A 24,670-nucleotide genomic window follows, 5' to 3' on the forward strand; every position below is an offset into this window, starting at 1 on the left:
CGTTAATCAACCAGTCTGCCTCTGATGTGAGCATAATGCATTTTTCTTAAATGTATGTACTGCTGTGAAAGAAGATAGCGAAAGAAAAAACTCACTGCCAGCCATCACCAGCAGTGAGTTTATTGATTTAAATAATTTTTATTGGCTAGAATTTCCAGTTAGCATTGAAGAATACGCCGTTATCTTTGTGACCACGTGATAAGACACCGTTGTATCCCACTGATAATTTGGTATTTTCATTAATGCTCAGGGACGTGCCGGCTTTAATGACTGCCGCATCACGCGCAGCGGAGACGCTGTTAACCGTAAATGATACATCGCTGTTGCTGAAACTTAATTGACTGTCGCGTGCGACATTACCGAACTGATGTTGCCAGCCTAATTCACCATACATGCCGACCGTCAGTTGCTCCTGCGTCTGCCAGTTCTGGTTCACACGTAAACCTAATGTCGAGAGGGTGGCATTCTTCGATTGTTTTTTACCGGTCAGGGCAGCGGCACCGCCTTTTTCATTGATGCCATCGTTGCGGAAATTAACATGGGACAGGTTGGCGAAAGGCTCCAGATTCAGCCAACCCGGGTTGATCCCGTAAGCGGCTTCCGCAAATAACTGCCCAGTTTGTGCACCATATTTAGCTTTCAGGTTGTCAGATTGGCTACCGAAGGCCACTGAACGCTCGGTATCAAACCGGTGCCAGCTGTAAGCGATACCCGTACGCAAGGCCAGAGCATCCAGTTGTTTGCTGCCATAAAATGCCAGATGGAAGTTATCACTGCCTGCGGAAGTATTATCACCGCCACGCAGGGAAGAGCGGGTGAAACCGGTAGCCATACCGAGACGCAGGTCATTGGCTACTTCACGGTCTGCGCCCAGAAATACGCCGTAGTTAGACATGCGATAACCGTTGGCTTCACTGTTACTGTTGGTGCGTTGCCAGTTACTGCTGATCTGTGCCCAGACACCGTTTTGATCAGCTTTGATATCCTGACTGGCTAATCCACCCTCTGCCTGACGCAGACGGGTATTCAGGGTATCACGAAGGTAACGGCTGCCATTGATTTGTGCAGATGCAATATCGGCGTGGATCTGGCCGGAAGATAATTGCTGGAAGGCCTTGCCCGCCTGTGGCGCCGTATCCGACATCAAAATACTTTCATAAACCGGATGGCCCAGATGCAATTTCTCCGCCGCGTTGGCGATGGCGCGCTCATTGGCGGTTTTTGTTTCACTGGCAAATGGGGTGGCGTTACGATTGATATCTAACATGACGCGATCAGGCTGGTAGTTCAGTTGAGTGCCAATGAACAGGTAGTCAGGTGAAGCGGCAGTAAACTGACCATTGATACCTTTGTGGGCCTGTAGGATATTGTATTGCTGACCCAGCAGGCTGCGGACTTCGGGTTTTGAAAGCAGGTTGCTGCTGTTTTCTAACCTAACTTCAACCTCGCCACCTTTTAATGTAGCTAAGCCGTCAGCATAAATACGGTCACTTAACCCAGCGGTATTTCTGGCGATTTCAACAAGGTAGTTTGAGCCTGCTTCGAAAGTCACATCGTTGTTAACTTTCAGTGTGCCGATTAAATCAGTATTCATGGGACCCACATTACCGGGGGCAATGTAAGCGCCGGTTTGAGCGATGAGAGAGCCAATCGTACCGTTTCCGCTCAGTGTGGCACCCTTGTGTACCGTTACCGCAGAAGTGATACCACCACTGACCTGTAACTGACCCTGATCAACGATTGTCGAGCCTTGATAGGTGCTGTTTTTACCGGTCAGTTCCAGCATCCCTTTACCGGTTTTAGTTAATCCGCCATGACCGGAAATATCATTACTCCAGTAGTCATAGGTACATTCGATGCTGTCGCAGACGCGTTCTACTGTCGTGCCTGCTTCTACTTTTTCCCCCATGCCGACGATATTGGCGACAAACTGCGTATCGGTATAGGAATCCTCAATATAAAATTCAGCGGGAATATCGTCCTTCGTGATAAACATTTTCGGGCCATCAATGGCATCTTTCAGGTTGAGCATGCCCCAGCCGGAAAGTTCATGGATCCTTTTGCCTTCTTTATTAATAATGGTGGCTGTAGTTTTGAGGACATCAGAAATTTGTCCCGCCGTCATATAAGGGAAACGTTGCATCAGGACAGCGGCGGCTCCGACGACATGAGGCGCTGCCATAGATGTACCCGTCTTGAAACCATAGGAAGAGTCAATTTCAAGCTCCCCTCTATTCAGGGCACCTTCGTTTATTGCACCACCTGATTTTGGAATGAATTCACCGGTGCTACTGTAAACTAGGGTGCCCGGCGCAGATAAACAATAGCTGGCGGTATATCCACAACGAGTAGATGACAGAGCCAGCTCCTTGTCCTGTGTTATGTTGGCGACACTGAGATAGTTTTTCAAAACGTCAGGGAAGAAAAATGGTATGCCTGCATCTATCCAGGTAACGTTATAGTTATTAGCATTTCCGGCAGAACGAACAACTAATTTATGATGGCGGGCAGCACGTAATAAACCTGCTGTACCGGAGAGTTCATCGTATATCTCAGGGATTGGCGAATGGCTTAAATGATCCAATATTCCTTTAATCGGTTCCATTTCGTTAATAACATGAGCTAATGTCACCTGTTTATATTTTACTGTCCCATTCGGCCAGCGTTTGGGGTTGCCCCGTTTATCTACTTCATAGCCAGGCCTAACGCCCCAACTATTATTGATAACCCGAACATTACTTTGGATCATCGCTTCTGTGCGATTCTGATAGCTGCCTAAAAATTTTGCAGTAACCAGGTCGGCATCAAATGCGACTCCATGCATCTCCTTGCCGTCCCGGTTTGCGACAATAGTACCGGCGACATGGTTACCGTGGTTGCCGAAAGAGATATTGCCAGATTTATCGTCATTATATTTATAGCTCACAATGTCTTCCGGGCTTAATATTTTAAGCTTATTTGCGAACTCAGCATGAGGCGTTACGGCTTGATCCAGCACCCCGACAGTGATCCCTTTTCCGGTATAACCACGGGCATAAGCATAATGCGCACCAATAGCCGTTAATCCCCACTGGCGTTTAAATTCTTCTGATAACCAGCTATCCGGTGAATTTAGCTGACCTTTTTCTTGATACCCGTTATCCGCGATGGAGGCGGTAGCAGGTAAAAGCCCACACAATAATGTTATCCACAAAACAATAGGTTTTACTGAGTTGTTTTTTTTCATAGTGATAAGCCTGTTTTTCATATAATGGATTTATACACAAAGAAAAACTCACTGCTTGCCAGCAGTGAGTGGGATTGTTTATTGACTAAAATTTCCAGTTGGCATTTAAGAATACGCCGTTATCTTTGTGACCACGTGATAAGACACCGTTGTATCCCACTGATAATTTGGTATTTTCATTAATGCTCAGGGACGTACCGGCTTTAATGACTGCCGCATCACGGGCAGCGGAGACACTGTTGACCGTAAATGGCACATCGCTGTTGCTGAAACTCAATTGACTGTCACGTTCAGCATTACCGAACTGATGTTGCCAGCCTAATTCGCCATACATGCCGACAGTCAGCTGATCCTGCGTCTGCCAGTTCTGGTTCACACGTAAACCTAATGTCGAGAGGGTGGCATTCTTCGATTGTTTTTTACCAGTCAGGGCTGCGGCCCCGCCTTTTTCATTGATGCCATCGTTGCGGAAATTAACATGGGACAGGTTGGCGAAAGGCTCCAGATTCAGCCAGCCCGGGTTGACCCCGTAAGCCGCTTCTGCAAATAACTGCCCAGTTTGTGCACCATATTTAGCTTTCAGGTTGTCCGATTGACTGCCGAAGGCCACTGAACGCTCGGTATCAAACCGGTGCCAGCTGTAAGCGATACCCGTGCGCAAGGCCAGAGCATCCAGTTGTTTGCTACCATAAAATGCCAGATGGAAGTTATCACTGCCTGCGGAAGTATTATCACCGCCACGCAGGGAAGAGCGGGTGAAACCGGTAGCCATACCGAGACGCAGATCATTGGCTACTTCCCGGTCTGCGCCCAGAAATACGCCGTAGTTAGACATGCGATAACCGTTGGCTTCACTGTTACTGTTGGTGCGTTGCCAGTTACTGCTGATCTGCGCCCAGACCCCGTTTTGGTCAGCCTTGATATCCTGACTGGCTAATCCACCCTCTGCCTGACGCAGACGGGTATTCAGGGTATCGCGCAGATAACGGCTGCCATTGATTTGTGCAGACGCGATATCGGCGTGGATCTGGCCGGAAGATAATTGCTGGAAGGCTCTACCCGCCTGTGATCCCGTATCCGACATCAGAATGCTTTCATAAACCGGATGGCCCAGATGCAATTTCTCCGCCGCGTTGGCGATGGCGCGCTCATTGGCGGTTTTGGTTACACTGGCAAATGGGGTGGCGTTACGATTGATATCTAACATGACGCGATTAGGCTGGTAGTTCAGTTGAGTGCCAATGAACAGGTAGTCAGGTGAAGCGGCAGTAAACTGACCATTGATACCTTTGTGGGCCTGTAGAATATTGTATTGCTGACCCAGCAGGCTGCGAACTTCTTGTTTTGAAAGCAGCAGGTTGCTGCTGTTTTCTAACCTAACGTCAACCTTGCCACCTTTTAATGTAGCTAAACCGTCGGCATAAATACGGTCACTCAACCCAGAAGTATTTCTGGCGACTTCAACCAGATAATGTGAGTCTTTCTCGAAAGTCACATCGTTGTTAACTTTCAGTGTCCCGATTAAATCAGTATTCATGGGACCCACATTACCGGGGGCAATATAAGAGCCGCTCTGAGCGGTGAGTGAACCGATCGTACCGTTTCCGCTCAGTGTGGCACCCTCATGTACCGTCACCTTAGAAGTGATGTTGCCACTGATCTGTAACTGACCCTGGTCAACGATTGTCGGGCCTTGATAGGTGCTGTTTTTTCCGGTCAGTTCCAGCATCCCTTTGCCGGTTTTGGTTAACCCGCCGTGACCGGAAATATCATTACTCCAGTAGTCATAGGTACATTCGATGCTGTCGCAGACGCGTTCTACCGTTGTGCCTGCTTCTACTTTTTCCCCCATGCCGACGATATTGGCGACAAACTGCGTATCGGTATAGGAATCCTTAATGTAAAATTCAGCGGGAATATCGTCCTTCGTGATAAATATTTTCGGGCCATCAATGGCATCTTTCAGGTTAATCATTCCCCAGCCATAGAGTTTATCAATGCCTTTTTCACCCAAATCTGTCGCTGTAGTTTTGAGGACATCAGAAATTTGTCCCGCCGTCATATAAGGGAAGCGTTGCATCAGAACAGCCGCAGCTCCGGCAACGTGCGGTGCTGCCATAGATGTACCCGTCTTGAGACCATAAGAAGAGACAATCTCAAAATTCCCTTCATTCAGATACTTTTCATTTATGAGAGTACCTGTTTTTGAAATAAATTCACCGGTACTACTGTATATGCCTGTACCGGGTGCAGATAAACAATAGCTGGCGGTATATCCACAACTGGTTGATGACAGAGCCAGCCCCTTTTCCTGCGTTATGTTGGCGACACTGAGATAGTTTTTCAGGACGTCAGGAAAGAAAAGCGGCATACCCGCATCTATCCAGGTAATGTTATAGTTATTGGAATTTCCTGCCGCAAAAACCACGAGTTTTCCGTGGCGTGCTGCACGTAATAAACCTGCTGTAGCGGAGTTATCGTCGAATGTTTCAGGGATTGGTGAACGGCTTAACTGATCCAGTGTATTTCGAATTGACTCTCCATGTTTCCTGACTTCGTCCATCGTCACTTGAACATAATCCCACGTACCATCTGGTCGCCTTATCGGTTTACCGTTTTCATCCCGATTACGTTCAGGAGGAACGCCCCAACTATTGTTAATAATCCGGGCGTTACTCTGGATCATCGCTTCTGTGCGATTCTGATAGCTGCCTAAAAATTTTGCAGTAACCAGGTCGGCATCAAATGCGACTCCATGCATCTCTTCGCCGTCCCGGTTTGCCGCAATAGTGCCGGCAACATGGTTACCATGATTGCCGAACAGAATGAAAAGTCCATTAAAAAGCTCGTCAAAATTGACCTGATCTTCCGGGCTTAATCTTCTCAGTTTGTTTGCGAACTCAGTATGAGGCGTTACGGCTTGATCCAGCACCCCGACAGTGATCCCTTTCCCGGTATAACCACGGGCATAAGCATAATGCGCACCAATGGCCGATAATCCCCATTGACGTTTAAATTCTTCTGATAACCAGCTATCCGGCGAATTTAACTGTCCCTTTTCTTGATACCCGTTATCCGCGGTTGCAACAGTAGCAGGTAAAAGCCCACACAATAATGTTATCCACAAGACAATAGGTTTTAAGGAATTATTCTTTTTCATAGTGGTAAGTCCGTTTTTCATATAATGGATTTATACACTTCGCCTTTCAAACTGCCTCTTTGTTGGCTGCGCTCACTCACCCCGGTCACATAGTTATCTATGCTCCCGGGGATTCACTCCCTTGCCGTCGCGACGCACCTTGAAATTCATTGTGTATAGTGAATTCTTTCGGGTGATTATTTGATGAATAACCACTCAAAAATCTTTAAACATGAATAAAGAAAAAAACTCACTGCTGGTGGGCAGTGAGTTGGGATTTTTTATTGACTAAAATTTCCAGTTGGCATTTAAGAATACGCCGTTATCTTTGTGACCACGTGATAAGACACCGTTGTATCCCACTGATAATTTGGTATTTTCATTAATGCTCAGGGAAGTGCCGGCTTTAATGACTGCCGCATCACGTGCAGCGGAGACACTGTTAACCGTAAATGACACATCGCTGTTACTGAAACTCAATTGACTGTCGCGTTTGACATTACCGAACTGATGTTGCCAGCCTAACTCACCATACATGCCGACCGTCAGTTGATCCTGCGTTTGCCAGTTTTGATTTACACGTAAACCTAATGTCGAGAGGGTGGCATTCTTCGATTGTTTTTTACCGGTCAGGGCAGCGGCCCCGCCTTTTTCATTGATGCCATCGTTGCGGAAATTAACATGGGACAGGTTGGCGAAAGGCTCCAGATTCAGCCAGTCCGGGTTGATCCCGTAAGCGGCTTCCGCAAACAACTGCCCGGTTTGCGCACCGTATTTGGCTTTCAGGTTGTCAGATTGACGACCGAAGGCCACTGAACGCTCGGTATCAAACCGGTGCCAGCTATAGGCTACGCCGGTACGCAAGGCCAGAGCATCCAGTTGTTTGCTGCCATAAAATGCCAGATGGAAGTTATCACTGCCTGCGGAAGTATTATCACCGCCACGCAGGGAAGAGCGGGTGAAACCGGTAGCCATCCCGAGACGCAGGTCATTGGCTACTTCCCGATCAGCCCCCAGAAATACGCCGTAGTTAGACATGCGATAACCGTTGGCTTCACTGTTACTGTTGGTGCGTTGCCAGTTACTGCTGATCTGCGCCCAGACCCCGTTTTGGTCAGCTTTGATATCCTGACTGGCCAATCCGGTGTCAGCCTGACGCAGACGCGTATTCAAAGTATCACGAAGGTAACGGCTGCCATTGATTTGTGCAGATGCAATATCGGCGTGGATTTGACCGGAAGATAATTGCTGGAAGGCCTTGCCCGCCTGTGGCGCCGTATCCGACATCAAAATACTTTCATAAACCGGGTGGCCCAGATGCAATTTCTCCGCAGCGTTGGCGATGGTGCGCTCATTGGCGGTTTTTGTCACACTGGCAAATGGGGTGGCGTTACGATTGATATCTAACATGACGCTATTCGGCTGATAGTTCAATTGAGCGCCAATGAACAGATAATTAGGTGAAGCGGCAGTAAACTGACCATTGATACCTTTGTGGGCCTGTAGAATATTGTATTGCTGACCCAGCAGGCTGCGAACTTCTTGTTTTGAAAGCAGCAGGTTGCTGCTGTTTTCTAACCTAACGTCAACCTTGCCACCGTTTAACGTGGCTAAACCGCCAGCATAAATACGGTCACTCAACCCAGCGGTATTTCTGGCGACTTCAACAAGGTAATTTGAGCCTGCTTCAAAAGTCACACCGTTGTTAACTTTCAGTGTGCCGATTAAATCAGTATTCATGGGGCCCACATTACCGGGGGCAATATAGGAGCTGCTCTGAGCGGTGAGTGAACCAATCGTACCGTTTCCGCTCAGTGTGGCACCCTCATGTACCGTCACCTTAGAAGTGATGCCGCCACTGACCTGTAACTGGCCCTGTTCAACTAGGGTAGGACCTTGATAGGTACTGTTTTTACCGGTCAGTTCCAGCATGCCTTTACCGGTTTTAGTTAACCCACCGTGACCGGAAATATCATTACTCCAGTAGTCGTAGGTACATTCGATGCTGTCGCATACCCGCTCTATCTTTTCTATATTTGTGCCTTTTTTTATGACTTTTTCTACTATTATTCCCCCTTTTCCGGCGACATTTGCGACAAACTGCGTATCAGTATAGGAGCCGGAAATACGGAATTCTTCAGGAATATCGTCCTTCGTGATAAACATTTTCGGACCATCAATGGCATCTTTCAGGTTAAGCATTCCCCAGCCATAGAGTTTATCAATGCCTTTTTCACCCAAATCTGTCGCTGTAGTTTTGAGGACATCAGAAATTTGCCCCGCGGTCATATAAGGGAAGCGTTGCATCAGGACAGCCGCGGCTCCGACGACATGAGGTGCCGCCATAGATGTACCAGTATAGGTATCATAGGAAGAATCAATCTCAAGATCCCCCTTATTCAGAGCATCTTCGTTTATTACACCACCTGTTTTTGAAACAAATTTACCGGTACTACTGTAAATTCGGGTGCCCGGTGCAGATAAGCAATAACTGGCGGTATATCCGCAACTGGTTGATGACAGAGCCAGCTCCTTGTCCTGCGTTATGTTGGCGACACTGAGATAGTTTTTCAGAACGTCAGGAAAGAAATACGGCATACCCGCATGCAACCAGGTAACGTTATAGTTGTTGGCATTTCCTGCCGCAAAAACAACTAATTTTCCATGTCGCGCAGCACGTAATAAGCCCGCTGTTCTGGTTGTATAATCATCTGATTCAGGGATTTTTGATTGGCTTAAACGATCCAATTTCTCTCTAAGATTATCCTTCTCAACATATTTACGGACATCCTCCAGAGTGGTTTTAACATAGTCCCATGTACCATCTGGTCGCCTTATCGGATTGCCGTTTATATCCCGTCTTATCTGAGGGCGGACCCCCCAACTGTTATTGATAACCCGGGCATTACTTTGGATCATCGCTTCTGTTCGGTTGAATTCATTTTGTAAATATTTACCGGTGATCAAGCCAGCATCAAATGCAACTCCATGCATCCCTGTACCGTCCCGGTTTGCCGCAATAGTGCCGGCGACATGGTTACCATGAGCGCCGAACTCAATGATATCTGTCCAAATATCTTCGTCAAAATTGACTGGATCTTCCGGGCTTAATCTTCTCAGTTTGTTTGCAAATTCAGGATGGGGGGTTACTGCTTCATCCAGCACTCCGACATTGATCCCTTTCCCGGTATATCCACGGGCATAGGCATAATGTGCACCAATAGTAGTTAACCCCCACTGGCGTTTAAACTCTTCTGATAACCAGCTATCAGGTGAATTTAACTGCCCCTGTTCTTGATAACCGCTATCAGCGATGGCAGCAGTAGCAGGTAAAAGTCCACACAATAATGTCACCCACAAAACAATAGGTTTTACGGAATTGTTTTTTCTCATAGAAATAGGCCTATTTTCCATATAGTGAGGCATTCCGATTTATTTTTAATAAATAATCAGAAGCCTCTTATAATAAAAAGGTTATTTTTTGTTTATATAACTGGCAGCCAAACCCCATCCCACAATAAATGATTATTGTAGAAATAAATCTGATAACAGAAATTAATATGCACGAAATTAATATCAGCAGAATGCCAGCGAGTTTCTATGAAATAATATTTTCATCGCAAAGGCAAGATTTAAATTAACTTAAAATAAACATCTTGTTTACATATTATTAATTTTATTTTTTATTTAAAATCAATGACATAATTTTAATTTTCTTTATTTTACATTTATATACAAATAAAATTTATTATTTTAATAATAAAAAAAATACTTCAAGCTGATTTAATTAGATTGTTTTTTGTTTGTCTGGTTTATTTTTTAAACTCCATTATTAATTTAATTTTCTTATCTGTAATCATAATGAGATTTTATTTTTATGACTAAACTCATTTTCATTAATACACAGAAAAATAGCTATTTAAAAACGTGATAATAGATAATTAATCTGGATTCTGGTTTAGCTCATAGTTTTATAAAACTAACAAGAGGTTAATGTGTGAGCAAATAGGCTGAAAAAGAGTTATCTGATTTTTTTTTACAATATAGCAATAGTATTGAAATAAAATATGGCTTCACAACTATCTGTAACTTTATTAAATAATATAATTCCAAAAAAATTTTTTTGGATCTAGGGTTTACTTCTGAAAAGAATGTCGTGCGCAGTAGTGGGGAATTTTTTACTCTACTAAAAAATAATTCCTTATCCTCCAAATTTCATTAAACCTTCATTTATCATATCTGTACTCAAAAAAGAGAAAACATTGGAATAATAATGATCAGAAAATTTTTAAGAGAAGATATGGACACGGTTCTGGCAATCTGGCTGGAGGCGTCCATTAAAGCACACCACTTCGTCGCGGCTGATTTTTGGCAATCCCAGATTGAAAATATGAGGAATATCTATATTCCGGCATCTGAAGTGTATGTCTATACTCAAAACCAAAAGGCCATCGGTTTTTATGCGTTACATAATGATATATTAGCTGCAATTTTTGTATCACCTGATAGTCAGGGGCAGGGAGTGGGTAAGAAATTGATCATGGATGCTAAAAGTCGCAGAACTGAACTTACCCTGTCCGTCTATCAGGAAAACAAAAGCAGTTATGATTTTTACCTGTCACAAGGTTTTTATGTAGCGGAAGAGGGTAAAGATGAGGTGACAGGGCATTCTGAATATGTGATGCATTTTCGCAATTAAATACGCCTACCCTATAAAACAGAGCCGATTACGGGTTGATATGAGGATAGATTCCATAATGGATAAAATTGTTACTGATATTACTGAACTTGAGCAAATTTACGGAAAGCCAGTAGGGGCTTCTGTATTTAAAGAAACTGACCATATTCATCCGGCTTATCGGCCATTTATTGAAGCAGCACCATTTGCCATGTTGGCGACTGCGGGCAAAGACGGGCTGGATGCTTCACCCCGGGGAGATCAGCCGGGATTTATTCATATCGAGGATAAAAAGACGCTAATCTTGCCTGATCGAAGGGGAAATAATCGTATTGATAGCCTGCGTAATATTCTGCATGATAATCGTGTTGCATTGTTACTGTTAATTCCGGGTATTGGCGAGACACTGCGTATTAATGGTCGGGCAGAAATTCTGGTTACGCCGTCAATATTAGAACGTTTTGCCCATCGTAATATTTTACCGCAATCTGTATTGCGGATTACGGTTGATGCAGTTTTCTTCCAATGCAGCCGCGCCATTATGCGTTCAGGTTTATGGGATGCATCAACTCAGATTGACCGTAGTGCCTTACCCAGCCCGGGCTATGTTCTCAAGGCATTGAGCAAAAGTGAGTTTGATGATGTTGAATACGACACTCACTTAGATCAGAGACTGAAAGACAATTTGTACTAATTTATTCAGGTGTCAGTAAAGATCCCTTATCCCGGCGTATTGCCGGGATATCTCTCAAAACGCTACACATACCGGCGCATCTACCCGCATTACTGAATCTTGCACAAACTGCTGTTTATAGCTGCTGCGTAGCGCCTCGATATTTGTTTCGCTTTTCTTGCCCTGAGTATGGATTAACAGTAACGCTTTGCTGTTTTCGCGAGCCAGCTTGCCATTGTTACCTAACCACTGTCCCTTCGCATCAAACACCGACAGTCCGTCTTTAAAGCGCGGCGTGACCTGTTGGTCGATGAATGTTTGCCACTCGGCGGCAGTAATCACCGGCCCTGACGGACGGTTCAGGCCAAAATAGAGCGTAGTCTGGATCATGGGATCACCTGTGCGACAAACCTGCGAGGATGTTGGTGAAATGGTATTACGGTTTGGTACTGCACAGCTGCTTAACAACAGGGCGGTTATTGCTGCGGCAACCAGTATTGGGGTATTTTTCATTTACTGTTTCTCTACGGATATCTTGTATTGATAAAGTTCCTGTTTTTTAACGCGAGGAGGGTGTCAGTTTCGCATAAACAATTAAACGTAGATATTTTTCTAAATCAATGGTCATTGAGGTGTACTCAAAAGAAGTAATCTGCTGATTAATACTCAACGACCGCATTCCATTACAGGGTTCATAGATTTCATGCCGATGCCACATTTCATAAAAATCAGGGGAAATTTTAAGTAATTTATTCACCAGATCCTGAACATAACTATCTTTTGAGGCTATTGCATAATCGCGTCTGAAACTGGCTAACATTTTATAAGCATCCTGTTGCCAATTTGGTAATAATTCACGGTAGTGATTATTGGTAAATAATAGCCATAATAAATTGCGTTGCTCATCTTTTATCTGGCTGAAATGAAAATACTCATCGGCCTGCTGGTTAAATTCCAGCACATCCCAATATAGATTTAATACATACGTTAAATGAGGAGATAAATCCCCCATCAATCGTTTGATCAGGGGAGAAATAAAACTTCGCGTCTGGCTGGTGGTAATAGGTTCACGCATATGAGCCAGTAAATAGAGATGTCGGCGTTCTGCTGAATTGAGTTTAAAAACGCTGGCGATATTATCCAAAAAAGTTGCCGATACTCCAATTTCCCGACCTTGTTCTAACCATGTGTACCATGTCAGGCCAACACCAGCTAAAGCCGCGACTTCTTCACGTCTTAATCCCGATGTTCTCCGTCGGCCAATGTGCGGTAGTCCGACAGATTCAGGGCTGATACTTTCTCTTTTAGTACGCAAAAAATTGGCCAATTCAGTACGAGTTCTTTTTAACTTTGACATTGAGCTCAATCCCATTGCTTTTAGTAATAGTATAATTGGTTAAATTGTAACAGGATAATATGAGAACTAAAATCCTCTTCATTTCAAATAGCAAGAGGATTTTGATTATGACTAAAAAGGATTATTTAGCCCTGTCCGTATTATTACTGGCTGGATTTATGACTATTTTTGATTTGTTTGTTGTCAATATTGCCGTTACCAATATTCAGACCCACTTACAGGCAAGTATATTTCAGGTTACGCTGGTCATTGTGACCTATGAAATTGGATTCGGTTTATTGCTGATTACCGGTGGTCGCTTAGGCGATTTGTTTGGCAGACGGCGGTTATTTCAGTTGGGTATTCTTACCTTTACATTCACATCATTACTTTGTGGTTTAGCGCCAACCGCAAATACTTTAATTATCGCTCGTTTCTTGCAGGGCCTTGCTGCTGCACTATTATTTCCACAGGTATATGCCTGTATTCGTGTTAATTTCGAGGGGGACAACGCACGCAAGGCATTTGGATTACTGGGTATGACTTTAGGGTTTGCTGCTATCGCAGGGCAAATTTTAGGCGGATGGATGATATCGGCCAATTTCTGGGATTTACAATGGCGATCTATTTTCCTCGTTAATATCCCTGTCGGGATACTGGCACTGATTTTTTCTGGTTATATTCCTGAGAGCAAGGCGAAGGAAAAAACAGGGTTGGACTGGGGAGGCGTCGCACTTTCCGGTATTAGTATTTTTGCTTTATTGTCGCCACTTTTAGTCGGTCCAGTCCTGGGATGGCCAGCATGGTGTTGGTTACTGCTCTTGTTATCATTGGTGACGTTGTCACAATTTGTACGACATGAAAGGCGTTATGTCTATCAGGGAAAAACGCCATTATTCAATTTCGAGTTACTGAAAAACAGACAGTTCCGATTAGGTTGCTTATTGGTTTTGTGTATCTATTCCACGTCCAGTTCATTTTTTCTCATTTTTGCATTATTTTTACAAAGTGGTCTGGGTCTTGCTGCCATAGATGCCGGACTAATTTTTGCACCCGCCAGTATTGGGTTTGTTTTATCTTCACTCACGGCGCCTTATTGGGTTAAACGATTCGGGAATCGGGCTATTGTGGCGGGAGCACTGCTATATTTTGTCTCATTTATTGTTTTGGCTGTTGTTATCGCTCAATTACAGGTTAACTCTAACTTACTGTTAATCATTCCAGTTGTTACCATTTTGGGGTACGGGCAGGGTTTTGTGATGACACCATTGCTTAATATTGTGCTGGCTTTTGTTCATGCCAAATTTGCCGGAATGGCTTCAGGTATTGTCTCTACACTACAGCAAGTTGGTGCTGCTTTTGGGGTTGCTATTGTCAGTATTCTGGTTCAATGGAAATTAGACATTACTGGTGTTTCTGCTTTTATTGGATACCAAAATGCCTTGGTTAGTGGAATGTTTTATAACATCGCTGCTGCTTTTGTTGCATTTTGTCTGTTGAGAGCGTTGAATCGAACCGCTCCATAATGACTAAGGTCATTGAACGATAGAGTGCAAAGTTTTGCACTCTATCGTCGTAGCAGGCGAGTGGCGTATCAGCGTGTCTTCCAGGCTCCGTTTTCTGATAGAAGTTCAACTTAATAGCCACCTATTAAATTTAATAACTATCTATCTTAGAACGATCTTTTTTATTCACTTTACTCGGGGAGACATTTGATTTGTGTTTTCCCTCTTTTGTGAAAACAACAAAGTATTCCTCAAGCAATTTTTTCAACGCCTTGCCGATAGTGGCATATTCATACTCATTGAGGTTGGCAAGCGATATTCTGCCTGCGGGGTTCAGGGTGCCGAAACCCGAACCTGGCAACATCACAATGCCGGTGTCTTCAGCGATTTTAAACAGGAACTGAGTTGAATCAACCGTACCCTTCACCCATGTTGCGAACGCATTACCATAAATGCGGCGGGATATTTCCTCCAGATCAAGCAGCGTATAGTAATCAACGGATTCTTCATCATCAGGCTGAACAATGCCCAGTTCACGATATAGCACCGCCTGACGCCGACGAATGATCTTGGTTACAGAGGATTTATAACCATTATCACTATCCATCAGGGAAAACAGAGCAAACAGTACCATCTGAATCTGCTGTGGGGTGGATAATCCGGCGGTATGATTCAGCGCCACGCTGCGGCTGTCTGCAACAACCCGGTCAAGGAAGCGCAGGGCACTGACATCAGGGGTGAGGGACTCATAACGCTTATTCAAGCGTTTTTTCTCACTGGCAGGTAAAGCAGCCAATTTCTGCTCGAGAATATTGTTACGGTGTAACGCAATTACACCGAGACGCCATCCGGTTGCGCCAAAATATTTGGAGAATGAGTAAACCAGAATTGTGTTCCGTGGGCAGGTCGCGAAAAGGGATTTAAAATCATTAGCGAAGGTGCCATAAACATCATCGGTAAGAATAATCAAATCAGGGCGTTGACGGATAATGTCTGCCAGTTTTTCCAAACCATGCTCATCGATTTTAACGGAAGCCGGGTTACTGGGGTTTACGCAGAAAAATATTTTTACCGAAGGATCTAACAACTTCTCCAGCTCGCTGTCGGGATACTGCCAGCGGTTTTTGGGTGACGCCTGTACCATCACCGTCTTAAGCTGAAAATCTTCAAGCTGAGGGATCTCAATATAAGGCGTAAAGATGGGGGAGCCTATCGCCACTTTATCACCGACTTTCACCAGACCATTATTGCGTAGGCTATTGAACAGATAAGTCATTGCTGCTGTGCCGCCCTCAACAGCAAAAAGTTCCACATCATGTGCTGAAACCAGACCGCCTACCATTTCTTTTACAATGTACTCTCGGGTAATCTGCTCACTAATCCGCTGCATACGAGGAGGTTCTGGGTAGTTGGCTCCGAGAATTCCCTCAACCATTTCATGCAGAAACTGAGAAGCTGACAGACCAAGTTGATCACGAACGTAGCTGACGGCTCTGGCGAGAAAAGAGATACCGGGTTGGTCATGGTTTGCTGACAGAAACTCATCAAAGCGCGCCTCAATACCCTCAATTCGGGGCAATCCACCGATATCATGCGGCAAATAAGAATAGGAGAGCTCAGCTTCTGAAGTGGCAAATAGACCTAAACGCCAAAACGCCCGGCGCGGTAAGGTTGCCAGAAAGTTCGGGTTCCCACGACCTGCATTGAGCATCGTGCGTCCGGATTTACTTGACGCCAATTGGATCAACGCATCTTTAAGTTCAAAAGGACTGAGAGCAGCATACTTATCCTGTTGTTTAGACATGTAGTTTACTCCACTTGTAAAGGTTACATTGGCTTACGCAATAGCAACGATGAGTGGGCCTAATAAAGTCAGGAACACATTGGCTAAACCATACGTCACAGCAAAAGGAGCTGTTGGTATGGCATTGCCGGCTTTATTGAGAACTTCACCAAAAGCGGGATTAGCACTGCGGGTTCCCGACAAGGCTCCGGCAAAAATGGCGGCATTGTCATAGCGTAGGAGATAACGTCCGATAAATAGCGTAATCATCAACGGCACAACAGTGACCACCACACCAATAAGAAAAATCGAAATACCGCTTGAGCGAATGGTTTCAACCGCTTGCAGGCCTGATTGCAGTCCTACTACGGCCACAAAACCGGCCAGCCCCAAATCACGAAGGATTGAAGAGGCACCGCTGGGGATATTACCGCTCAGTGGCTTACGCGACTGATACCAGCCAAAAAGCAGGCCGGATAGAAGTGCGCCACCGCCACTTCCCAGCGTAAGAGGTACTGAGCCAATACGTACTATTAGCAGGCCGATTAACAGGCCAACGGCAATACCCAGACAGTGAAAAAGCAAATCTGTCTTGATGCTTTTCACCAGAGAAGCGCCGACCAGTGATATCGCTCGCTGAATATCCTGTTCGCTGCCGTACAGCGTTATCACGTCGTTATGCTTGATGACCGTATCATCAGAGAGGGTCAGCATATTTTCTCCACGTTTTATGCTGATGACATAGATACCATGACGTACATCGGAGGCTACCTGAGTGCGGAGTTCTGCAAGCCGCTTATTAATAAAGGCCGGGTTTACCACCAACGCTTCACTGGTTGTCATGACCATCGATGGCCCATGTTCGGTCAGCACTTCCTTACCCAGATGCTTAGCCAGAGCGACAATACCTTGTCGGCGCCCGACCAGAAGTAAAACATCATTCTCCATAAGGAGGAGATCCGGTGTAACATGAATTTCTTCTCCTCCGCGTTTGAGTCTTTCCAGCGTAACGGGGAACTGTGGAGAAGCTAACGCTTCCAGTTCTGAGACGTGTATATTTTTTGCCGGCCCGGCCTCATAGAGACGGCCCACAATACCCGGTAGAGCAGGCGTCTGGTCTGCGGATAATAAAGGTGCTCCTTTGAGTAAATCCAGCTCGGCTTTCATCGCATCTTCCCGAATGGATCGCCTCATTATTTTGGGCAGGATGTTAACGCAGATAATGATGGTACCAAGGGAACCGAAGATGTAAGTCACTGCGTAACCGACGGCAACGTTGCCTTGCAACTGCTGTATCTGTGCCGGAGCCAGATCAAGTTTAGCAATGGCTGCACCAGCGGTGCCGATGATCGCGGATTGTGTTAATGCACCTGCGGCGATGCCCGCAGCGGTACCTTGATCAAGAGAGAAAAGTTTTGCCATGACGACGAGTGTCAACAGCCCACTCACTGCCAGTACCAAAGAAAGTGCGACTTCACGTAGCGTTTGACGGCCCAGTGAGGAAAAGAATTTAGGCCCGCTATCAAAGCCGACAGCATAAATAAACAGGGCAAATAGGACATTTTTAATTCCGTCGCCGATACTGACACCAACCTGACTAATCAACACGGCGACAACCAGTGCGCCGGCTACACCACCCAGTTGGAATGCTCCTAGTTTGAACCTCCCCAACCATGTGCCACCAGCCAAAGCGAGAAAAAGTGCAATTTCAGGAGAAAGGCTAAAAAGTTCATGTAACCAGGCCATTAAATTAGCTCCTTTGTTTTCTTAGATAGAAATTAGCAATGGATTACAGAATGACTGGCTTTTAATGTGATAAGCGAAATAATCTAAGCCGCTCCACTAAATTTAGCACATTTGATGCAGTATGAATTTTGATCGCCCGATACGACAAATACGGGGATAAAATAAGAGACAGGGAGACGGCATTTCATTCCCAAAAATATAGAGATATAAAAACGGGACTTAGGATGAATAATTGCAGCCAGTAAGGCTGCAACCTGAAAGACGGAAAATATATTTTTAAAACTTAATACAATTTCCTTACATACCGTACGGATACTGTTGCATTTCATCACCAATAGCGTCGCGTACATGCTTCAAAGCTTCGGCATAAGATTTAAGTAGCTTTAATGTATAGTGAACCCGATTTTCAAATGCTGTATCACTGCAAACCAATTCAGGAGAAATTAAATTACCAGCCTGACGGAAAATTAAATGATCAGGCAGGAAACAGACATGGTTATTTTTAAAACCAGTCATACGCAGTTCGGAGATAGGATAAACTCCATTTGGGCCACTAGAAACACTGGTTAATAATGCGGGCTTATGTCCTAATTCGGTCACAGAGCAATATAACAATAAATTTTTCAGGGCTGGTGGTACCATTCCATGCCATTCAGGAGAGACAAAAATAAAAGCGTCACTGTCTCTTAAATGATGAGCAATGGCCTGCCACGGATGTGATTCTGCTGATATATCGGTTGTATAGCCATCATGAAGAGGAAGATCTACATTACATAATTCAAGAAATTTGATATCAGTAAATCCATATTCACTACTCAATTTTTGCAAATAACGGGCTATAAGCTGGCTATTAGAATTCTGACGCTGACTACCAGAGATTAAGGTTAACTTCATACGGTACTGCTCCTTTTATTTTTAATTTGCCTTTTTAAGGTTGTAGGGTTGTGGAGCTGTCTGGATCCTATTTCTGGGTATAGAAAACCAAACCGCAGTAATAATGATGCAGGCTCCGATAAATTGGAAGAAAGAAAACGTTTGGTTTAAAAAAACAAAGCCAAGTATGCACGCCGATAATGCACTCATAAAACCTAAAAAAGATATTGTGACAACCGGTAGTTTTTCAATTCCCCTAAACCAAATAATGTAAGAAAAGACTGCGCCGATAAGGCATAAATAACCATAGCCGAAGATATTAGTTAATGTAATCTGGTGAGGTATTCCCTCAGTTAAAATAGCCACGGGCAGTAACATCATTCCACCTAACATTAATTGCCAGCCAGTGAAACTTAGTAACGATAAATTAGTGGGGCGGTTCCAATATTTGGTTAAAACAACACCCAATGCCATACAGCCACAACCGGCAAAACCAGCAATAATTCCCTGCCAGTTTAAACGAGTGTTTGCATTGGTGACGAGAAGTGCAATACCTATAATTCCGAGAATTGCTGAAACGATATGCATTTTCGTCAGCGGGGTTTTGAGTAGAAAGGTACTTAGCAAAATAACAAAAATAGGCTGGCATGACATAATCAAAGCGGCTGTTCCGCCGGGAAGGTACCAAGCAGCCATAAAAAGGAAATAAAAAAAGGCGCCGATGTTTAATAACCCGAGAATAGCCAGACGAAGCCACCATATTCCCTTTGGAAATGTACGGCAAATTAACAGTAATAAAATTCCGGCAGGTAGTGCTCTGAGAGTTGCAGCAAGTAAGGGGGTATTAGGTGGCAACATTTCAGTAGTAATAACATAAGTGCTTCCCCATACAATTGGTGCTAATGCAGTAAGCATAAGATTACGGAGCATTATAGTTTCCTGTGTTATTTTTCCTTTGTTTACAGTCTCATCTATCAATTCATTGGGTATAGATGCTAAAAATTAACTGTAAACTGCATTTTTAAAAGTATCTTTATGTAAAGATAAATTAAAATAATAGCCTATACAAATTTTATCAAGTATCTTTTCACAAAAATAAATGAATAGGGAAAAAACATGAAGTACGATCACGTTGACCGTTTACTCATACAGTGGGAACAACAACGTCCAGATCTTGACCCATCACCGATGGGTGTTATCGGGCGTTTATGCCGGGCGAATAAAATTATTGAACAGCGATTACAGGCAACATTCAAAACCTTTGACCTGAGCGCTATTGAATTTGATATTCTTGCGACACTACGTCGTCACAATTCACCAATCACACCAACCGAAATGTATCAGTCAGTTATGTTAACTTCAGGTGCAATGAGTACCCGTATTGAACATATGGTGCAGCGTGGGTTAGTTGAACGTGCCGCTAATGATAAAGATCGACGCAGTTGCAAAGTCTCTTTAACTTCAGAGGGAAGAGCCTTGATCGATAAAGCGGTTGAAAGTCATTTGGAAAATTCAAGAGCGATTCTCAGTGCATTATCGAATGAACAGCAAGAGCAATTGGCTATGCTTTTACGTCATTGGTTGCTAACGAATGAGTCAGATATTTAGGATTAGTCTGATAATTTCATTCTTTTGAAAGAATCTTTTCAAAAAAATATTTCTTAATGTGATGTGAAAATAACTTTAGTAAAAGAGTTCATTAAGAAATGAAAAGAAACTTTGCCCCGAATTAATTCAGGGCAAAGTCCGAGAGGTCAGTCAGAGATTAGAATTTCACGTTAAATCTGGCCCAATAAGTACGACCCGGCTCGTTAACAGGCGTATTGGCAGAATAACCAAAGCCATCATTTCCTGCACGATTGAGGTGTTCGCTATAGGTTTTATTAAAAATATTGTCCACACCGGCACTGACCTGCATATTTTTAGTCACCTTATAAGCGGCATTAGCAGAAAAAACGGCAAAACCGGCACTGCGCTCAAAATCTCTTCCAGCCACACTACCTTCATTCATCGCAATCTGGTTTTGTTTGCTGACCAGACGCAATAAACCGTTGCTACTCCAGTCACCAGACTCCCAGCTCAGACCAAAGCGGGCTTCCAATGGTGGAGTTTGTGGCAATGGACGATGGTTTGAATTATTTCTCGCCCAGGAATAAGCCAGACTTGCATTGGTTTTCCAATTTTCATTTAGATGATAGCCAACTCCCATTTCTCCACCCAGTATAGTGGCATCAATGTTGCTAACGTTATCGGCTTTTTGACCGGCATAATGGAACAGAATAAAGTCATCGATTTTACCTGCATAAGCGGAAATCCAGCCTTGCAAATGATGATCGTTATAATGAGCACCGATATCTAACTGCGTTGTTTTCTCTGTTTTCAGTTGATTGAAAACATGGCCTTTTAACGCGAACAACTCCCAAAAATCAGGGAAGCGCTCAGTATAACCAACTCCGGCATAGAACATCACCGGAGCTTCTTTCAGGTTATGTTCATATCGGACAAAACCGGCTGGTAAAGTATCAGTTCGTTCATCCTGTTTTTCCTCGATTTTTTGAGGATATCTATCCACCAGAACGCGATCTAAACGAGCACCGCCAATTACCTTACTTTGTTCGTCAGCATCCCAGCTCAGTTCGCCAAAAACACCATAATCACGGAAACGGGCATCTTTTTGTGATTGATTACGGTGCGTATTGGTCTGCATATCCACACCGCTTTGTAATGTGAAATCTTCCCAAATCCATGTACCCATCATGCGTCCGCCCAGAGTTTTGCGATCTACCTGATGAGACATTTTCATGCCATTACCATGCCCACCGTGACCGCCGTGTCCTCCATGACTACCATGATTCATGTGGCTACTTTTCATATGGCTATTTCCGTGCCCCATATGGCTGTCACTATGTCCCATTTTCATTGCTATAAGGGAAGGGCGGGATAAGTTATCCATTACATGAGTGGTGGCGTTGTAATAAAAATTAGTCTCAAACTTGTCAAATACATCGCCGATATTGGATTTTTCAAAGCGCATTCCCAAACTTTCGCGTTTGAATTTCGAACCATCCATTGCTCGACCAGCATAGCGAGCCTTTCCATCTCCCTGTCCGGCATTTAACTCCAGCAGGGTATTATCATCCGGTGTCCAACCCAATGCCACATCCGTATTCCACTTGTTCCAATGGGAAGGAATGCGATACCCATCACCGTCTTTGTAGTCATTAGAACGGGATTTATTACCGATAAAGCGCATATAACCATATTGATTGCCGAAACTCAGGTCTGCATTACCATCCCAGCGTCCATTAGAACCAGCGACTGTGCTAATATTACCTTTAGCATCCGGTTCTGAAAATTGTGGGCGGGAGCGTTCAAAACGAATCGTTCCTGCGGAGTTCCCCGGTCCCCAAAGTACAGTCTGCGGCCCTTTAACCAAACTCAAAACATCATAACTTTCTGGTGAAATATATGAACTTGGGGCGTCCATCCGTGATGGGCAAGAGCCCATAACTTCGCCGTCATCAATCAACATTCGTAAGCGAGAACCAAACATCCCACGAAATACCGGATCTCCGTTAGTTCCGCCACTACGAACCTGAGAAAATCCCGGAATGGTTTTCAGATAATCTGAACCATCACTGGCGGGGACGGGTTGACGGGGAGTTTTAAGTGAGGAAAAAATATTCAGGGGCGAAACAGCCGGAGCAGTTACGGTAATGACTGATTCACTTTCATAGGCTACATTTCCACGAACTGAGTTTAAATTTTTTGTCTCTTCAGCACGTTCTTTTGTGACAGCCATACCATTTGGAATAAAGAGTGCGATAGCTAAAGCCGTAGCCAAAGGCGATGCGCGAAACAATTGTGTAGCAGACATGAAAAATATTCCTTAATTAATCACAAATCCTGTTTTTGAATTTGTTTAAAACAATACCAACTTGCCCTGTAAAAATGATTTCAGGCAAGGAAAATAGATGATTTATTTATTCAGATAAGCGAATTAATTAAGGGGTGGTGCGCGTGGTTGTGACTCACCATAGAACAGCCGGATAGCCGGGCCAGAAAAGCGGGGGGCTGGTGGCGCACGGGAAATCGTCAGCGTCAACAAGATGAAAGGAATAAACGAACCTGACAATAACGGCAGGTTAATCAATAGCTGGCAATAACCACAGGCAATATCATCCATCAGCCCCATATGAACATGATCAACGCCATGATGATTCATGCTGTCTGATTGATGATGACTATTTTGCATATCAGGCATTGGCATACCATGACATGCTTCATTTTTCATACCACCGCGATGATGTTCCAGTGTTTTTGATACCACTGGAGCAATGAACAGCATCAGAATTGCCAGTAAGGCAATCCAGGCAGGAGTTCGGCGCTGTGATAGATGAAAAAGTGATAACAAACTATTGATCCGGATCAATACTAACGATTGGGCGCCAATCTTACTGTATTTTTACTGATTTTGTTAAAGAATTTTTCTCTGATTATTTGGCGTTAGCACTTTCCAATAGTTTAATGATGTCTTTATATCCACGCTGACGAGCATGAGTAAGCGCAGTAACCCCGTTTTTATCCGGTATGTTAACATTAGCACCGCCCTTAATGAGCCGATCAATAATGTCGACATAAACCGAAGAACCATTACCTAATACGACAGCTTCCATTAACGCCGTCCATCCTAATTTGTTAATGTGATTAGGATTAACACCAGCATCCAGCAGGATTTGTACAGTTTCAGGATGCCCTTTTTCGGCGGCGGGGATCAGCGCAGTCCCTCCATAGCGGTTGGTATCTTTCAGGTTCGCGCCATGATGTAAAGTTGCAATGAGTATTTTATTGTACCCCTGTGCTCCGGCCAGCAAATAAGGCGTATCGAGCTGTCTATCTTTAGCATTGACATCTGCACCGCTTTGAATAAGGAAAATAGCAATCGCAGCATAATTATTCCGTGTAGCCAGCATGAGAGGAGTGCGCTGTTGCCCGTCACGCTCATCAAGTAAAGTTTGATCATCATTCAATAGGGATTTGACGGTTTCTATATCGTTCTGATTGACAGCATCATGCAAAGGGTTTGCATACACGTTGACATTTAACAAACAAAAAAGAAAAGTGAAATAAATTGGAATATATTTAAATTTCATCTTAATATACCTAATTAACGTAGAGATGTAAGTTGAGAATACGTGTAATAAATATATTTATTATTGAGTCACATTAAAAAAAGAACAATAAATTTCTGTATAAATTGTGCTGTTTTACCTATTTTTATGGTAACCCTTTCGGAACTGAAGATACATCGGCTCCTTCACCTAACCATATTCCTTGAACCCAATTACCATTACATACAATACTCACTTTTTGCCCGGTAAGAAGGGCTGTTTGTAGGAGTGATAAAAAACCAGGACCTCCTGGATCATTATAATTTGACTGGGTCATAACTCCTTTAGCAGGAGTATTTTTATCGGTAGTAAACATCAGTATAATACGAGTAACTTTGTTATTGGAACCTCCGTGGTATCCCATGGCAATTCCAGTTATATAGCCTGTATATGCAGTATCAAGTCCACTTCGACATTTAAATACATCTTCATCATCAGCCTTTGTTATGACTGAAAAGAATAATTGAAATAACGCTATTGTTAATAGAAATACTTTCATTTTCATGGTTAATCGATTACTCCGATTTACAATTATCGTTC

17 protein-coding genes are annotated in these 24,670 nt (G+C 43.9%); 4 read left to right on the plus strand and 13 right to left on the minus strand.

The window, feature by feature from the left end:
• Positions 1-145 precede the first annotated feature (145 nt).
• From AACS90_RS12175 to AACS90_RS12185, 3 genes are all read right to left on the minus strand, one after another.
• The gene (locus AACS90_RS12175) at positions 146-3,226 is read right to left on the minus strand and encodes an autotransporter domain-containing protein (RefSeq protein WP_099122913.1); all 3,081 of its coding nucleotides are present in this window, start codon (positions 3,224-3,226) and stop codon (positions 146-148) included.
• Positions 3,227-3,311: 85 nt separating this feature from the next.
• Positions 3,312-6,386, minus strand: a complete 3,075-nt coding sequence (locus AACS90_RS12180) for an autotransporter serine protease (protein WP_099122934.1) — start codon at positions 6,384-6,386, stop codon at positions 3,312-3,314.
• A 267-nt stretch (positions 6,387-6,653) separates the two neighbouring features.
• Positions 6,654-9,758, minus strand: coding sequence for an autotransporter domain-containing protein (locus AACS90_RS12185; protein WP_099122914.1), 3,105 nt, complete (start codon positions 9,756-9,758; stop codon positions 6,654-6,656).
• An 880-nt stretch (positions 9,759-10,638) separates the two neighbouring features.
• Between AACS90_RS12185 and AACS90_RS12190 the strand changes: the two genes are divergently transcribed.
• Together AACS90_RS12190 and AACS90_RS12195 are read left to right on the plus strand one after the other, a co-directional pair.
• Entirely contained in the window at positions 10,639-11,064 is a 426-nt protein-coding gene (locus AACS90_RS12190) for an N-acetyltransferase (protein WP_099122915.1), read from the plus strand.
• Positions 11,065-11,122: 58 nt separating this feature from the next.
• The gene (locus tag AACS90_RS12195; protein ID WP_371635585.1) at positions 11,123-11,737 is read left to right on the plus strand and encodes a pyridoxamine 5'-phosphate oxidase family protein; all 615 of its coding nucleotides are present in this window, start codon (positions 11,123-11,125) and stop codon (positions 11,735-11,737) included.
• A 54-nt stretch (positions 11,738-11,791) separates the two neighbouring features.
• On the opposite strand, the gene AACS90_RS12200 is transcribed toward AACS90_RS12195, so the two are convergent.
• The gene (locus tag AACS90_RS12200; RefSeq protein WP_099122916.1) at positions 11,792-12,229 is read right to left on the minus strand and encodes a DUF3574 domain-containing protein; all 438 of its coding nucleotides are present in this window, start codon (positions 12,227-12,229) and stop codon (positions 11,792-11,794) included.
• A 46-nt stretch (positions 12,230-12,275) separates the two neighbouring features.
• On the minus strand, positions 12,276-13,073 hold the full coding sequence (locus AACS90_RS12205; protein WP_099122917.1) for a helix-turn-helix transcriptional regulator: 798 nt from the start codon (positions 13,071-13,073) through the stop codon (positions 12,276-12,278).
• A 107-nt stretch (positions 13,074-13,180) separates the two neighbouring features.
• Here AACS90_RS12205 and AACS90_RS12210 point away from each other — a divergent pair, with 107 nt between their 5' ends.
• Positions 13,181-14,578 (plus strand): MFS transporter, encoded by a 1,398-nt coding sequence (locus AACS90_RS12210; protein WP_099122918.1) that lies wholly within the window; start codon positions 13,181-13,183, stop codon positions 14,576-14,578.
• 130 nt (positions 14,579-14,708) lie between these two features.
• Here AACS90_RS12210 and AACS90_RS12215 read toward each other — a convergent pair whose 3' ends face one another.
• The 4 genes from AACS90_RS12215 to AACS90_RS12230 all read right to left on the minus strand — a co-directional run bounded on the left by AACS90_RS12215 (position 14,709) and on the right by AACS90_RS12230 (position 19,889).
• Positions 14,709-16,361 (minus strand): bifunctional aspartate transaminase/aspartate 4-decarboxylase, encoded by a 1,653-nt coding sequence (locus AACS90_RS12215; RefSeq protein ID WP_099122919.1) that lies wholly within the window; start codon positions 16,359-16,361, stop codon positions 14,709-14,711.
• Between the two features lie 33 nt (positions 16,362-16,394).
• Positions 16,395-18,086, minus strand: coding sequence for an aspartate-alanine antiporter (gene aspT / locus AACS90_RS12220; protein ID WP_099122920.1), 1,692 nt, complete (start codon positions 18,084-18,086; stop codon positions 16,395-16,397).
• A 297-nt stretch (positions 18,087-18,383) separates the two neighbouring features.
• Positions 18,384-18,980 carry an NADPH-dependent FMN reductase gene (locus AACS90_RS12225; protein WP_099122921.1) on the minus strand — a complete coding sequence of 199 codons (597 nt, stop codon included), beginning with the start codon at positions 18,978-18,980 and terminating at the stop codon, positions 18,384-18,386.
• Positions 18,981-19,001: 21 nt separating this feature from the next.
• The gene (locus AACS90_RS12230) at positions 19,002-19,889 is read right to left on the minus strand and encodes an EamA family transporter (protein WP_099122922.1); all 888 of its coding nucleotides are present in this window, start codon (positions 19,887-19,889) and stop codon (positions 19,002-19,004) included.
• 186 nt (positions 19,890-20,075) lie between these two features.
• Between AACS90_RS12230 and AACS90_RS12235 the strand changes: the two genes are divergently transcribed.
• Positions 20,076-20,567 (plus strand): MarR family winged helix-turn-helix transcriptional regulator, encoded by a 492-nt coding sequence (locus AACS90_RS12235; protein ID WP_099122923.1) that lies wholly within the window; start codon positions 20,076-20,078, stop codon positions 20,565-20,567.
• A gap of 157 nt (positions 20,568-20,724) precedes the next feature.
• Here the strand turns inward: AACS90_RS12235 and AACS90_RS12240 are convergent, their stop codons facing one another.
• From AACS90_RS12240 to AACS90_RS12255, 4 genes are all read right to left on the minus strand, one after another.
• Positions 20,725-22,836 (minus strand): TonB-dependent receptor domain-containing protein, encoded by a 2,112-nt coding sequence (locus AACS90_RS12240; RefSeq protein WP_099122924.1) that lies wholly within the window; start codon positions 22,834-22,836, stop codon positions 20,725-20,727.
• Between the two features lie 123 nt (positions 22,837-22,959).
• Positions 22,960-23,373 (minus strand): DUF2946 domain-containing protein, encoded by a 414-nt coding sequence (locus AACS90_RS12245; RefSeq protein ID WP_228860611.1) that lies wholly within the window; start codon positions 23,371-23,373, stop codon positions 22,960-22,962.
• A gap of 82 nt (positions 23,374-23,455) precedes the next feature.
• On the minus strand, positions 23,456-24,112 hold the full coding sequence (locus tag AACS90_RS12250) for an ankyrin repeat domain-containing protein (protein WP_099122925.1): 657 nt from the start codon (positions 24,110-24,112) through the stop codon (positions 23,456-23,458).
• Positions 24,113-24,236: 124 nt separating this feature from the next.
• Positions 24,237-24,635, minus strand: coding sequence for a hypothetical protein (locus AACS90_RS12255; RefSeq protein WP_099122926.1), 399 nt, complete (start codon positions 24,633-24,635; stop codon positions 24,237-24,239).
• Between the last annotated feature and the right edge of the window lie 35 nt (positions 24,636-24,670).

The organism is Xenorhabdus sp. KK7.4 (assembly GCF_963876465.1).
In the GTDB taxonomy this organism is placed as follows: Bacteria; Pseudomonadota; Gammaproteobacteria; order Enterobacterales; family Enterobacteriaceae; genus Xenorhabdus; species Xenorhabdus stockiae.

What these genes read in the sequence shown, in the direction of transcription:
- AACS90_RS12175 (WP_099122913.1), bottom strand. Translation starts at nt 3,226, where the DNA reads ATGAAAAAAAACAACTCAGTAAAACCTATTGTTTTGTGGATAACATTA.
- AACS90_RS12180 (WP_099122934.1), bottom strand. Translation starts at nt 6,386, where the DNA reads ATGAAAAAGAATAATTCCTTAAAACCTATTGTCTTGTGGATAACATTA.
- AACS90_RS12185 (WP_099122914.1), bottom strand. Translation starts at nt 9,758, where the DNA reads ATGAGAAAAAACAATTCCGTAAAACCTATTGTTTTGTGGGTGACATTA.
- AACS90_RS12190 (WP_099122915.1), top strand. Translation starts at nt 10,639, where the DNA reads ATGATCAGAAAATTTTTAAGAGAAGATATGGACACGGTTCTGGCAATC.
- AACS90_RS12195 (WP_371635585.1), top strand. Translation starts at nt 11,123, where the DNA reads ATGGATAAAATTGTTACTGATATTACTGAACTTGAGCAAATTTACGGA.
- AACS90_RS12200 (WP_099122916.1), bottom strand. Translation starts at nt 12,229, where the DNA reads ATGAAAAATACCCCAATACTGGTTGCCGCAGCAATAACCGCCCTGTTG.
- AACS90_RS12205 (WP_099122917.1), bottom strand. Translation starts at nt 13,073, where the DNA reads ATGTCAAAGTTAAAAAGAACTCGTACTGAATTGGCCAATTTTTTGCGT.
- AACS90_RS12210 (WP_099122918.1), top strand. Translation starts at nt 13,181, where the DNA reads ATGACTAAAAAGGATTATTTAGCCCTGTCCGTATTATTACTGGCTGGA.
- AACS90_RS12215 (WP_099122919.1), bottom strand. Translation starts at nt 16,361, where the DNA reads ATGTCTAAACAACAGGATAAGTATGCTGCTCTCAGTCCTTTTGAACTT.
- aspT (WP_099122920.1), bottom strand. Translation starts at nt 18,086, where the DNA reads ATGGCCTGGTTACATGAACTTTTTAGCCTTTCTCCTGAAATTGCACTT.
- AACS90_RS12225 (WP_099122921.1), bottom strand. Translation starts at nt 18,980, where the DNA reads ATGAAGTTAACCTTAATCTCTGGTAGTCAGCGTCAGAATTCTAATAGC.
- AACS90_RS12230 (WP_099122922.1), bottom strand. Translation starts at nt 19,889, where the DNA reads ATGCTCCGTAATCTTATGCTTACTGCATTAGCACCAATTGTATGGGGA.
- AACS90_RS12235 (WP_099122923.1), top strand. Translation starts at nt 20,076, where the DNA reads ATGAAGTACGATCACGTTGACCGTTTACTCATACAGTGGGAACAACAA.
- AACS90_RS12240 (WP_099122924.1), bottom strand. Translation starts at nt 22,836, where the DNA reads ATGTCTGCTACACAATTGTTTCGCGCATCGCCTTTGGCTACGGCTTTA.
- AACS90_RS12250 (WP_099122925.1), bottom strand. Translation starts at nt 24,112, where the DNA reads ATGAAATTTAAATATATTCCAATTTATTTCACTTTTCTTTTTTGTTTG.
- AACS90_RS12255 (WP_099122926.1), bottom strand. Translation starts at nt 24,635, where the DNA reads ATGAAAATGAAAGTATTTCTATTAACAATAGCGTTATTTCAATTATTC.